This window comes from Rossellomorea sp. GCM10028870 (assembly GCF_042666755.1).
Lineage (GTDB): Bacteria > Bacillota > Bacilli > Bacillales > Bacillaceae_B > Rossellomorea.
On record NZ_JBHTGN010000004.1, the window covers coordinates 45,033 to 57,980 of the forward strand.

The window sequence follows — 12,948 nt, forward strand, 5'->3', positions numbered from 1 at the left end:
GAGGGGACCTCATGTCATTATTTGACCATAAATTATCAGAGCTTCATGAGCTTTTACATAAGAAAGAAGTATCTGTTACAGATCTAGTAGACGAATCATACAAACGTATTGATGCCGTTGAAGATAAAGTAAAAGCATTTTTAACATTAGATGAAGAAAATGCCCGCAATAAAGCGAAAGAAATGGATGCAAAGCTTGGTACAGACGAAAGCAAAGGTCTTCTTTTCGGAATGCCGATCGGAATTAAGGATAATATCGTCACAAAAGGGCTCCGTACAACATGTGCCAGTAAAATCCTTGAAAACTTCAATCCTATTTATGATGCTACGGTTATCAATAAATTACATAGTGCCGATACGATTACGATCGGAAAACTGAATATGGATGAATTCGCGATGGGTTCATCTACTGAGAACTCCGGTTTCCAAAAGACGAGCAATCCATGGAATCTGGAAACGGTTCCCGGGGGATCTTCAGGTGGGTCAGCAGCATCCGTTGCAGCTGGAGAAGTACCTTTCTCACTTGGTTCAGATACAGGCGGATCGATTCGCCAGCCAGCAGCATTTACAGGTACTGTCGGTTTAAAACCTACGTACGGAAGGGTATCCCGTTTCGGTCTAGTGGCATTCGCTTCTTCACTGGATCAAATCGGACCGATCACTCGTAACGTAGAAGATAATGCATACCTACTGCAAGCGATCGCTGGTCTTGATCCGAATGATTCTACTTCAGCCAATGTTGAGGTTCCGAACTACGCGGCAGCTCTGACAGGTGATGTGAAAGGCTTAAAGATTGCTGTTCCAAAAGAATATTTAGGTGAAGGTGTCGGTGAGGAAGCCCGTCAAGCAGTGCTTGCTTCATTAAAAGTGTTGGAAGGCATGGGAGCTACATGGGAAGAAGTTTCTCTTCCTCATTCTAAATTTGGTGTGTCAACATACTACCTGTTAGCATCGTCTGAAGCATCTGCCAACCTTGCACGTTTCGATGGTGTCCGTTACGGTTACCGCACTGCGAACGCAGAGAATCTTCTTGATCTCTACAAGAAAACCCGTGCAGAAGGATTTGGGGACGAAGTGAAGCGTCGTATTATGCTTGGAACGTTTGCATTAAGTTCTGGATACTATGATGCCTACTACAAAAAAGCACAGCAGGCACGTACACTGATCAAGAAAGACTTTGAAGACGTATTTGCGAAATATGATGTCATCATCGGACCAACAACACCGACTCCGGCGTTTAAAATCGGGGAAAAAATCGATGATCCATTAACGATGTATGCCAATGATATTTTAACGATTCCAGTAAACCTTGCAGGAGTACCGGGAATTTCTGTTCCTTGTGGATTCTCTTCAACTGGACTGCCACTTGGACTGCAAATTATCGGGAAGCATTTTGACGAAAGCACGATTTATCGCGTAGCCCATGCATTCGAGCAAGCTACAGATTTCCATACAAAAAGACCACAACTGTAAGGGGTGAAATCAATGAACTTTGAACCAGTAATCGGACTAGAAGTCCACGTAGAATTAAAAACGGACAGTAAGATGTTCTCTCCGGCACCGAACCATTTCGGAGCAGAGCCAAACACTAACACAAACGTAATCGACCTTGGATATCCCGGTGTTCTTCCGGTCGTTAACAAACGTGCCATTGAGTTCGGGATGAAAGCAGCGATCGCATTGAACTGTGAAATCGCAACGGATACGAAGTTTGACCGTAAAAACTATTTCTATCCGGATAACCCGAAAGCCTACCAAATTTCTCAATTTGACAAGCCGATCGGTGAAAACGGCTGGATCGAAATTGAAGTGAACGGTGAGAAGAAACGCATCGGAATCACTCGTCTTCACCTGGAAGAGGATGCTGGAAAGCTGACACACTCAGGCGACGGTTATTCCCTTGTCGACTATAACCGCCAAGGTACTCCTCTTATTGAGATTGTATCTGAGCCAGACATCCGCACACCGGAAGAAGCGTATGCGTATCTTGAGAAACTTAAATCCATCATTCAATATACAGGGGTTTCCGACTGTAAGATGGAAGAAGGATCGCTTCGCTGTGACGCCAACATTTCCCTTCGTCCAATCGGACAAGAGAAATTCGGTACGAAGGCCGAGCTTAAAAACCTGAACTCCTTTAACTTTGTTAAAAAAGGATTGGAGTATGAAATCGTCCGTCAGGAAAAGGTTCTTTTATCCGGAGGAATGATTCAACAGGAAACGCTTCGTTTCGATGAATCAACAGGTAAAACGATCCTTATGCGTGTAAAAGAAGGATCGGATGATTACCGTTACTTCCCTGAACCTGATTTATTACACCTTCACATCGATCAAGAGTGGATGGACCGCATCCGTGCAGAGATCCCTGAGCTTCCGGATGAGCGTAAAAAGCGCTATGTAGAAGATTTAGGCTTACCTGCGTATGATGCCATGGTTCTGACATTAACGAAAGAAATGTCCGATTTCTTCCAGGAAACCGTTGAAGCGGGTGCAGACGCGAAGCTTGCGTCCAACTGGCTGATGGGTGAGGTTTCAGCTTACTTAAATGCACAGCAAAAAGAACTTGAAGATGTTAAGCTGACTCCTCAAGGACTGGCAGGCATGATCGAATTAATCGAAAAAGGAACGATTTCTTCCAAAATTGCGAAGAAAGTGTTCAAGGAACTAGTGGAAAACGGTGGAGATCCAGAACAAATCGTCAAAGATAAGGGTCTCGTTCAAATCTCTGACGAAGGTGCCTTGCTCAAGATCGTGACGGAGACGCTTGATGCCAATCCACAATCCATCGAAGATTATAAGAACGGGAAAGATCGCGCCATCGGCTTCTTGGTTGGTCAAATCATGAAAGCAACAAAAGGACAGGCCAACCCGCCGCTTGTTAACAAGCTGCTGCTTCAAGAAATTCAAAAACGCTAAAAATATAATCGCAGCCCGTGGAAACCTAATATTTCCAGGGGTGATTTTTTTGTGAAAGAGGGACGGACCTTGATTTAAATCAAGGTCCGTCCCTCTTTTTTAGTTCAAGTTTTCCTGAAAAACATGATTTTTCTGCGTTTTATGCAGGTATTTTAACCCGATGTTGAAAAAGGAAATATGTAGGTCTTTTTGCTCGTTCGAGGTGGATAGTGCTTGTACTATAGTATATTTAATGTTTTAAATAGTTAGAAAATTCTTATAAAGAGGTGTTGTAATTGAAGAAAAAAGTCGTAGCATTAGGTTTAACAGCAGGATTAATGATGAGCCCGGTATTTTCTCCGGAAGCATTGGGTGCATCAAATGTGAGTGAAAAGGTGAACTTCAATGCGAAGTTGGGGACTCCCCAATTTATATCCGGTAAATTAACAAAGGCATCTACCAATGCCCCGGAATCGATCGTATTTGATTATTTAATGGAAAAACAGCAGGCGTTCAAGTTCAAAGGAGATGCAAAGCTATCTTTTCAAGTGAAAGAAAAGCGTAAAGATGACTTAGGGTATACATATCTACGCATTCAACAAGTATATAAAGGAACGCCTGTATACGGCGCCGTCCTGACTGCTCATGTGAATAAAGATGGTGTCCTGACTGCATTATCCGGGGCTCCGATAGCTAATTTAGATGAAAAACAAAACTTAAAGCAAACCAAAAAATTATCTAAAAAAGAAGCCCTTTCTAAAGGGGAAACTGATTTAGTGAAACACGTAGGCAGCCAGCCAGACTATGAATATGCACCTAAATCTGAATCCGTGATTTATGTAAAAGATGGAGAAGCCCATTATGCGTATCTCGTAAACTATAATTTCCTTGCTCCGGAACCAGGGAACTGGAATTATTTCGTTGATGCTGTAACCGGCGACATTCTAGGCAAAGTAAATAATATCCATGAAGCGAACAACGGAGCTGGTAAACCAGGCGGCGGAGGTGGAGCCGTTGGAGGAACGGATACTGTCGGCTCAGGAAAGGGAGTATTGGGCGATACGAAATCGTTGAACACGTATCTTTCTTCTTCAACTTATTATTTACAGGACCGCACGAGAGGTAACGGAGTGTTCACGTATGACGCTTCGAACAGGACACGTCTGCCGGGATCACTGTGGGCGGATAGCGACAATCTTTTCAACGCAAGCTATGATGGAGCTGCTGTTGATGCTCATTATTATGCGGGGCAGACATACGATTACTATTTGAACACACATAATCGTAATAGCTATGATGGCAATGGGGCAGCACTGAAGTCGACTGTTCACTATGGAAGAAACTATAATAATGCATTCTGGAATGGGCAGCAAATGGTATATGGTGATGGGGATGGAACGACATTCGTTCCATTATCAGGAGGACTGGATGTCATTGCCCATGAGCTGACACATGCCGTAACGGATACAACAGCGGATCTAATTTATCAAAATGAGTCCGGGGCTATCAATGAATCTATGTCCGATATTTTTGGAACATTGGTAGAATACGATACGAATAATAATCCGGATTGGGAAATCGGGGAAGACATTTACACACCTAATAAGAGTGGCGATGCACTTCGCTCCATGTCAGATCCGGCAAAATACGGTGATCCTGACCACTATTCTGTAAGATACACAGGGACGCAGGACAACGGTGGGGTTCATATCAATAGTGGAATAGGAAATAAAGCAGCCTACTTGCTAAGTCAAGGTGGCACTCACTATGGTGTGAAGGTGACGGGAATCGGAACCGATAAAACAGGGGCAATCTATTACCGTGCGTTAACTCAATACTTAACACCATCTTCAAACTTCAGCCAGCTTCGTTCAGCAGCGGTTCAAGCTGCTACAGATTTATATGGTGCAGGAAGTGCTGAGGTGGCGAGTGTGAATGCCGCGTATAATGCGGTTGGCGTCAACTAAATATGCTGAATGAGGAGAAGGGCTGTAATGGCTCTTCTTTTCTTTGTTCTTCCTGGTACTATATGGTGCGGGTTTTATTTGAATCCTACATGTGGTCATGGTTATATTTGTTTCTTCTTTGCTTTTTCCAGAATCTTCTTGGCTAATCGATAATACGTATCCGCTTCGACTTTTGATTCAGCTCTCTTTAGCTGCATCATATAGTTTTGGAATCGAAGTTTGTCGACGGACGAGACTTTCATCACAATTTTTCTCATTTCGGCACTCCTTTAGTGGACAAAATTGCGTCCAATTATCTATTCTGAATTTTCTGTAAATAATGTATAATAATAGTAAATGATTCCAGAGGGTGGATAGAATGTCCTTATTCGAAGTGATCTTGTTGCCAATGTTAATGGGTGGTATTGGAGGCTTAGGACATATTCTGGTTTTCAAAAATGGTCATTTCACTTTTCCGCGAAAATTTATCGATGACCAAGGTGAGAGGCACTATCTTTTTGGTTCAACAAAGGATATTATCATAGGCATTCTAGCAGGGTATCTGTCAGTATTACCGGTTGTTGAAACGGTCCCGATCTGGTATGTCATCTATATTAGTTTATTATCAGGTATCGGGGGAAGTTCCGTCATCACACGAAAAATCGAACAAAATTTAGCAAGCACCAAAGCGTCTTATATTCAAGAGCTATCTCATTATCAGCTCGAACCGACCTCTAAGGGAGGGACTCCAAACCATAATGAGGTGAAACCTGTTGGCGAAGTGGAAGAAAAAGAGAATCAAGGTTGAGCTGCCACCAGAAGATTATGAAAAAGCAAATCATTATCTAAAAAGACTGAAGGAGGCAGATAGCCTAGTCGAGCTGAACTACTACTATAATAAAGTGGCAAAAATTATAGAAAAATCACAAAATGTTTAAGATGGTTCAATTCAAGAGTAGTCCTATACCTATCTACTTTAACCAAAAAATGTGAGGGTGAAACTGACAATTGAGTCAGCTTTTTTTCTGTTAAGAAAAGATGTATGAAAGATAGTTCTCTTCACATACTTACTTATTCCATCCCCCTCTGGAAAAAAATAGTCTGGGAGTAGCACTATGCTATTCCTTTTTTTAGATTGAAGGATTATAAGAAATAGAGTTCATAAGAACCTGTAAACCTGCCCGTTACGGTGCTTTTCTTATATTATATTCCTACAGGCATAATCGTACAATTGAAATTTTGAATAGAATGAAAATTATATTTTCCTTGTGAAATACGAGAAACATGAATATGCTATAAGGAGAATTTAAGAGAGAAAAGATGTTGGTGCTTCACTGGAATGAGTGTGGGGCTGGAGGAGGAAGAAACATGAACTTAGAGCAATGGTTCACTAAAGGGATGACACCTGAAGATTACTTGGAATATATGAGTGTACATAAAGAAAATACCGAAGCGATCAGGAAGAACTTTACGATTCCACAAGAAGACATAGAAGTTTTGGCTAAACTCGGAGAACACTCCTTACGGGTGATTGCCATCACGGAAGATTGGTGTGGAGATGCCATGCTGAATATCCCGATTCTGTTGAAACTGGCAAAATCCGCTGACATGGACGTACGGATGATTTTACGGGATGAAAACCTTGAACTGATGGATCAATACTTAACGAATGGCATCTCGAGAGCGATCCCCATTTTCATTTTCATCGATCGTGATGGAAATGAAAAGCTGGTATGGGGACCCAGAGCCCCTATGGTAAAGAAGATCGTGGATGATGAACGGGCGAAGCTGCCACCGAAGGATCATGAGCTTTTCCCAAAAAAGCAGAGGGAAATGATTCAACGCTTAACTTCTCAATATTCGAAAGATGAAGAAGTATGGCAGGAAGTGTATGAAAGCTTGAAAACAAGTCTTGTCCAGAATGTGCTGATGTAAAAAGGATCCGAATATAAGAAGACATCCGGTCGTTTCTGGAGTCTTCTTTTTTAAAAGGCATGATGTCTTCATACTCACTCAAAATAGAATGGTAAAAAGTACCCGTCGACATGGGATTTTTTGCCGGTTCACGAATGACGGAATTCGCGTTAATATGGTATAGGATGAGGAGTTGAAGCATCATGATTCACCAAAAGACAAATACAATTGTTATAGAAGCGCTAAATAAATTTCCCCATAAAATTCACATTAAATTGGGAGAAATCCTGCGTGAACGAGGATTGACACAAGGCGATCTTCATCGCTTAACAGGGCTAAGAGTGGCTACGATCAATGAGCTAGTGAATTTCAAGAAGAAATCCTTAACGGTGGCTCATCTTGTTTCCATTATGATCGCCCTTAGAATTACAGACATTCGTGATCTCATCGAAATAGAATTTGATCAAGAAGTTCGGAACTACTTCAATGAAGAAAATCAACGAATGAAAAACGGATTTACTCCTGACCTGACAAAAACCGCTGAACAAAATGTAAAGCGAATCGCAGCTGGAGCAAACAACTAAACATCATTGCATCTCAAACGGTCATTTCTGATGGCCGTTTTTTTTAGGTTGGGGACGGACCTCTATTTCTTATTCATATCCCCATGTCAAATGATAGAAATATAATATATTTCAAGGTTTACAACTAGTCAAAACAGGATAATTCCTTAAGGTAAGTAATAATTTAGCAGTTTTTTAACTATAACGATATAAAGACCATGGAGGTCCGTCCCTCTAACATTCAGACAGCAGGAGTTTTGGGACAGGATACAGAATGTAGTATGTATGGAATAGCCAGGTTTTTGTGTTGGAGTTGAAATGAAATCGTAACGTTCATTTTAGTGAAAATCAATTATGATAGGGGAAGAGAGTAAATGGAAGTTAATTTTGGTCATGTGACCTCTCGTTATGCTGCGTCTTGTGATGATATACCGCATCAATTTTTTGATACGTTAAAGGTCAGGGGAATTGTGTGGGAAGGCAGAAAAGTGGCTGAAATTGGTTCTGGTACCGGTGCTATGACTCGAAAGCTTCACAAGCGTGGAGCCGAAGTGATAGGGGTCGAGCCGTCTATTGAACTTAGGAAAGCTGCCAAGGCATTAGAGAGTAAGAAATACTTGGAAATCCCATATCTTACAGGTACAGCTGAATCTACGAATCTGCCGGATCAATACTATGATATTACCATGATCCACAGAAGCTGGCATTTATTCGACCGCCCGAAAGCGATTAGCGAAATGAAGCGGATACTTAAGGAAAAAGGAATGTTCATTGTGAGTGATTCAAGCTTCCTTCCACATCACGAAGTGGTAAAGGATACGATGACGTTTTTACATGAACATATAGAGATAACCCCACCAGGATCAAAAGTCGATTCAGTGAAACGGTTGAATGGATTTCCAGTGGAATGGCTGTTAGAATGGCAGGAAGCTGACTTTAACTTGAAAGATTTTTACACATTTTATTACCCAGTCGACTTTACGTTACAGTCTTGGTGTGAGCGAGTAGGCTCCTTATCCTGGCTCACTCATTTAGAGGATAGTGAGAGAGAGGGATTACTGCAATCATTACATACGTTCCTGTCCGAACGTTACGATGCTCTTCATGAGTTTACTCTTCAGCACCAGTTTACAGTCTGCCTGATGAAAAAGTAGAAAGAGTGATCGGATTGGAAGCAGTAAAAAAATATGTAAACTATTTAAATATGGATATAGAGCCCCCAACGTTAAACTATTTGCAACGACTAATCCAGCAGCACTTAGTCAGGATTCCATATGAAACCTTCAGTAAATTTTATTATTTCTCTCAAGGTGAATCCTTTGTGCCTTCTTTACACACCTTCGCAGAAAATCTCCACTCCAAAGGGTGGGGAGGCACCTGTTTTACATTAAATATTAATTTTGGGAGACTATTGAAGAAATTAGGATTTGATTGTCAATTTGTCAGAGTGCAGCCGGGTCACCTTGGATTGATGATTACCATTGATAACCGTAAGCTCTACGTGGATGTGGGATATGGGTCACCGATCATGAAGCCTGTCGAGCTTGAAGCGAGACAAAGACATCTTCTTCACGGCTTCGGGGAAGAAATTATTTTCACCCAGAAAGACATTCGTGAATTTGAAGTGGATCGCCGTTCAAATGGCAAATCCTTTGTGAAAAAAACCATTGAGTGGATCCCATTAGAGGAAGAAGAATTAGAAGCCGACATAGAAGCATCCTACTTGGATTCCGATGATAACATTACAATGAGAAGAATCACCGCCGTTCGCTTCCAGGGCAATCAGTGCTACTTCCTGCGTAATGAGACATTGAAAGTGATGACCTACCGGAACATCCGTGAATATCAGATGAAGGATCTTGATAAGTGGAAAGATATCGTCGGGGAAGTCTACCACTTTGATTCTTCGTCCCTACAGGAATCCATCCAGTTTTTACATCAGCGGAATATCAAACTGTTCCCATAAGCCGTCTGGAATATCGAACTGATATTCTGGATGGTTTTTTTGTTTATACTTAAGGTTTCATAATCATAAGAATGAATAGTAGAACCCCGAGAGTGGATGCCATATAAAAGTAACGGTCAACTTTCACTAAGTGACGCTGGATTTCTTCGGGTGGCGCCCCTGTAAGGTGCTCATTCTCCGGCAAGGATATCCATTCGCTTATTTTTTTGGAGAGGGGTGTGATGAAACCAATGACGATGATTTGAATGAGAATATAAAGTATAACAGACCCCAGAATCCACAACTGTGCAAAACTCCCATAATCCCCTTTATAAAAAAGGATAAATCCTGTTAACACGGCAATGCTTCCACCAATTTTAGGGAAATATTCTAATCGTCTATTCAATTCTGTCGTCACCTTCAATTGTTCAACGCTTTTGTCAGGACGGGTCAATACATGTGCGAAAAACGTTGGCCCAACCCCGATAATGGCAGACAGTACATGTAAAAGAATCAACCATTCCATCTGAGCACCTCCATGATGAGTAATCTATAAACATTACGAAAGAGAGTGCCGATTTATGTATTTTTTATAACAATGAGCGGGGGAGGCTGCTATACGACATAACAATTTTCATTTTTCATTAGATTTTTCCAGCGAAAAGAGTTATGATATTGACCGGTAGACGCTTTATAATAGATAGCCTATTGAATTAAAATTGCATGAAAAAAAATAATTAGTATATGATGTTAAAAGATGGAATATAACAGGACGAGTTTTTGGAATTAATACAGATTAGGATGATGGGGTATGAAACGAGCAAGAATTATTTATAATCCTACTTCTGGCCGAGAGCTATTTAAAAAGCACCTTGCAGAAGTATTAATTAAATTAGAACAAGCTGGATATGAAACCTCTGTTCACGCAACCATTTGCGAAGGAGATGCGACAGAAGCTGCGCGCATTGCTGTAGAACGCAAGTACGATATTGTTGTCGCTGCAGGAGGAGATGGCACTCTAAATGAAGTAGTCAACGGTTTAGCCGAACAGGATTACCGACCGAAACTTGGAATTGTTCCAATGGGGACAACGAATGACTTCGCACGGGCTCTTCACATTCCAAAGGATATTGGATCAGCCATTGATGTCATCACTAAGGGTGAATCCATTCCTGTCGATATCGGGCGCATGAATGAACGCTACTTCATTAACATAGCCGGTGGAGGAAGAATCACAGAATTGACCTATGAAGTGCCAAGTAAGCTTAAAACGATGATGGGGCAGCTGGCCTACTATTTAAAAGGAATTGAAATGCTTCCATCCATCAAGCCGACTGATGTTTCCATTGAGTATGATGGAAAGCTATTTGAAGGAGAAGCGATGCTATTCCTCATTGGTTTAACGAACTCTGTCGGGGGCTTTGAAAAGTTGGCACCGGATGCCTCGATCAATGATGGCTTATTTTCTCTCTTAATTTTAAAGAAAACAAATCTGGCTGAGTTTATCCGCATTGCGACATTAGCCGTTCGTGGCGAGCACGTAAATGATCCTAACGTGATTTACACCCAAGCCAATCGAATTAAAATCAAAGCAAAAGAAAAAGTACAGCTGAATGTAGATGGTGAGCTGGGAGGTGTCCTTCCAGCAGAATTCGAAAACCTTTACCGCCATTTGCAAGTATTTGTCCCTCTTGATAAGATTCGCCCTGAAGATAAAGCTGAATAATGATAAAAGGAATGCCATGGGGGTTATGGCATTCCTTTTTTGTATATTTGATTCTCTAGTTAACGAACAAAAACACACTAAAAGACAATGGGAAACCAATTAGAAAACCCCATCCAATCTGTTGTTTATGACGGAAAGGAACTTTTCTCACAATCCAAGACAGAATGTGGGCCACAATCACAAATGTAAAGACCCAAATGAGTTGTCCCACCACAAACACAAATAAATAAGCAAGGATGGATTCTTTATTTAGTAAGAGGGAAATCCCAAAACCAAAGGTCAAGGTTAAAAAAGTGACTGCAATCAGGGTGTAGGGTAGCCACCATCTTCTTGACTTGAGAGCGAATAATACTCCAAGAAAAACATTTCCTACGAGGATAAGGTTTACTAAGAAGTCTGGGTTCATATTTATCTACCTTCTCTTTCTAGAATTGTTGCACATACCATTTTACCCTTTGTTCATCGGATAAAACGAGGTAAGTTTTAACATCAAATCTAGTAAAATGAAGAATTACATGAACCTGTTAAAAGAATAGGTCTTATAGAATACTCTGGATGATGCCGCCTTCGACACGTTGAGCTGCACCGTTGATGGCGGAAGCTTTCTCGGAAGCCAGGAAAACAATTGTATCAGCCACTTCCTCCACTGTTGCATAGCGTTGTAAAAGGGAAGTTGGTTGATCGTTTTTAAAATATTCACTGATAAATATGTCCAGATCCTGACCGTTTTCATGATCGCTAAGTCTGTGATGAATGTGCCGAATCCTTCTGTCCATGTTGGTCCCGGCAGAACAGAGTTGACAGTTACATTTGTTCCTTTTGCCACCTCAGCAAGACCTCTGGATAACGTGATAAGAGCAGTCTTAGAAACACCATACGGAATAAGCTCAGGATACGGTTTAATTCCTGCTTCACTTGCAATCGTAATGATACGGCCTGCATTGCGGTCCATCATTTTTCCAAGGAATGCCCGTGAGAGGCGAACGGCACTCATGACGTTGATCTGATAATATTCAAGCCATTCTTCATCCGTGACTTCTTCAAAAGGTTTTACTGTGAAGACGCCGGTGTTGTTTACAAGTACATCCAGATCTCCTAGTTCGTTTACTCTCGAAATTAATTCGTCTGACTCATCTTTCTTCGAAACATCTGCACGGATGCCATAAACGGTCCCAAAGTAGGACAACTCTTTTACGGTAGCATCGACTGTAGAGTCCGAGCGCCCATTGATAATGACTTTAGCTCCTTCTTTTAAGAAACTGATGGCGGTTGCTTTTCCTATTCCTGATGTAGAACCTGTAACAAGCACTAATTTATCTTTTAAACTTAATTCATTTCAAACATCTCACTTTCAAAGCATTTTATTATTTGAGCTCTTTCCCGCTAGCAACATAAGTATGCAACACGCTGCCAGACTTGAAAAGTACGCACTTTCCAGTGATATTGATACTTACCGGTGATATAGGTACTAAGCGGTAACTTTTAATAAAATCCTTTATTTCATATTGAAAATTCATCTTAGGAGGTCCAAATGAAGAAGTATCATTTACCGATAGAAGCGACTTTGGATATTATTGGTGGAAAATGGAAGGTGGTCATTATGTACCACTTGATTCTTGGAACGAGAAGAACAAGCGAACTTAAGAAATTAATGAGTGGAATCTCACAGAAGATGCTTATACAGCAATTGAAGGAATTAGATGAAGATGGATTGATCCAGAGAAAGGTCTATCACCAGGTTCCACCGAAAGTGGAGTATTCCCTGACAGAGTACGGTTGGACTTTGAAGGATGCTTTGGACGCACTCTGTGTATGGGGAGAGAAGCATATCGAAAAAAATTATGAAAATAAATATGACGTCTTAGAAGAAAGTATTCTCAATCGATAACTCCTGTTAAATTTTGTATTCCCCACCACTCCACGACTATGTTACAGTGGATAAAAAGCATGTCGGACAACA

At 41.1% G+C, this 12,948-nt stretch carries 14 protein-coding genes and 1 pseudogene; 11 read left to right on the forward strand and 4 right to left on the reverse strand.

The features are described 5' to 3' along the window. Positions 1-11 precede the first annotated feature (11 nt). The 3 genes from gatA (at position 12) to ACFQWC_RS16540 (ending at position 4,861) form a co-directional block, all read left to right on the forward strand. Positions 12-1,472 (forward strand): Asp-tRNA(Asn)/Glu-tRNA(Gln) amidotransferase subunit GatA, encoded by a 1,461-nt coding sequence (gene gatA / locus ACFQWC_RS16530; RefSeq protein WP_377108563.1) that lies wholly within the window; start codon positions 12-14, stop codon positions 1,470-1,472. 12 nt (positions 1,473-1,484) lie between these two features. Next, positions 1,485-2,915: an Asp-tRNA(Asn)/Glu-tRNA(Gln) amidotransferase subunit GatB gene (gene gatB, locus ACFQWC_RS16535; protein ID WP_299741339.1), complete on the forward strand. Its 1,431-nt coding sequence runs from the start codon at positions 1,485-1,487 to the stop codon at positions 2,913-2,915. Between the two features lie 275 nt (positions 2,916-3,190). After that, positions 3,191-4,861, forward strand: a complete 1,671-nt coding sequence (locus ACFQWC_RS16540) for a M4 family metallopeptidase (RefSeq protein WP_299741340.1) — start codon at positions 3,191-3,193, stop codon at positions 4,859-4,861. Positions 4,862-4,962: 101 nt separating this feature from the next. Here ACFQWC_RS16540 and ACFQWC_RS16545 read toward each other — a convergent pair whose 3' ends face one another. Next, positions 4,963-5,118, reverse strand: a complete 156-nt coding sequence (locus tag ACFQWC_RS16545) for a hypothetical protein (protein ID WP_299741341.1) — start codon at positions 5,116-5,118, stop codon at positions 4,963-4,965. Positions 5,119-5,219: 101 nt separating this feature from the next. Here ACFQWC_RS16545 and ACFQWC_RS16550 point away from each other — a divergent pair, with 101 nt between their 5' ends. The 6 genes from ACFQWC_RS16550 (at position 5,220) to ACFQWC_RS16575 (ending at position 9,283) form a co-directional block, all read left to right on the forward strand. Further along, entirely contained in the window at positions 5,220-5,648 is a 429-nt protein-coding gene (locus ACFQWC_RS16550; RefSeq protein ID WP_299741342.1) for a DUF4257 domain-containing protein, read from the forward strand. Then, positions 5,614-5,778: a hypothetical protein gene (locus tag ACFQWC_RS16555; RefSeq protein ID WP_156142419.1), complete on the forward strand. Its 165-nt coding sequence runs from the start codon at positions 5,614-5,616 to the stop codon at positions 5,776-5,778. Before ACFQWC_RS16550 ends, ACFQWC_RS16555 begins: the two co-directional genes overlap by 35 nt. A gap of 430 nt (positions 5,779-6,208) precedes the next feature. Beyond that, positions 6,209-6,775, forward strand: coding sequence for a thioredoxin family protein (locus tag ACFQWC_RS16560; protein WP_299741343.1), 567 nt, complete (start codon positions 6,209-6,211; stop codon positions 6,773-6,775). A 182-nt stretch (positions 6,776-6,957) separates the two neighbouring features. Beyond that, positions 6,958-7,338, forward strand: coding sequence for a helix-turn-helix domain-containing protein (locus tag ACFQWC_RS16565; protein WP_377108567.1), 381 nt, complete (start codon positions 6,958-6,960; stop codon positions 7,336-7,338). A 353-nt stretch (positions 7,339-7,691) separates the two neighbouring features. Beyond that, the gene (locus ACFQWC_RS16570; protein ID WP_299741345.1) at positions 7,692-8,471 is read left to right on the forward strand and encodes a class I SAM-dependent methyltransferase; all 780 of its coding nucleotides are present in this window, start codon (positions 7,692-7,694) and stop codon (positions 8,469-8,471) included. Between the two features lie 14 nt (positions 8,472-8,485). Then, entirely contained in the window at positions 8,486-9,283 is a 798-nt protein-coding gene (locus ACFQWC_RS16575; RefSeq protein ID WP_377108570.1) for an arylamine N-acetyltransferase, read from the forward strand. Between the two features lie 49 nt (positions 9,284-9,332). On the opposite strand, the gene ACFQWC_RS16580 is transcribed toward ACFQWC_RS16575, so the two are convergent. After that, positions 9,333-9,788 carry a DUF2269 family protein gene (locus ACFQWC_RS16580; RefSeq protein WP_299741347.1) on the reverse strand — a complete coding sequence of 152 codons (456 nt, stop codon included), beginning with the start codon at positions 9,786-9,788 and terminating at the stop codon, positions 9,333-9,335. A 285-nt stretch (positions 9,789-10,073) separates the two neighbouring features. On the opposite strand from ACFQWC_RS16580, the gene ACFQWC_RS16585 reads away from it, so the two are divergent. Continuing rightward, positions 10,074-10,988 carry a diacylglycerol kinase gene (locus ACFQWC_RS16585; protein WP_299741348.1) on the forward strand — a complete coding sequence of 305 codons (915 nt, stop codon included), beginning with the start codon at positions 10,074-10,076 and terminating at the stop codon, positions 10,986-10,988. A gap of 55 nt (positions 10,989-11,043) precedes the next feature. Here the strand turns inward: ACFQWC_RS16585 and ACFQWC_RS16590 are convergent, their stop codons facing one another. Next, positions 11,044-11,394 (reverse strand): hypothetical protein, encoded by a 351-nt coding sequence (locus ACFQWC_RS16590; protein ID WP_299741349.1) that lies wholly within the window; start codon positions 11,392-11,394, stop codon positions 11,044-11,046. A gap of 133 nt (positions 11,395-11,527) precedes the next feature. Further along, positions 11,528-12,297: pseudogene (locus tag ACFQWC_RS16595) on the reverse strand (SDR family NAD(P)-dependent oxidoreductase). Between the two features lie 222 nt (positions 12,298-12,519). Here ACFQWC_RS16595 and ACFQWC_RS16600 point away from each other — a divergent pair. After that, positions 12,520-12,876 carry a winged helix-turn-helix transcriptional regulator gene (locus tag ACFQWC_RS16600; RefSeq protein ID WP_377108572.1) on the forward strand — a complete coding sequence of 119 codons (357 nt, stop codon included), beginning with the start codon at positions 12,520-12,522 and terminating at the stop codon, positions 12,874-12,876. Positions 12,877-12,948 lie beyond the last annotated feature (72 nt).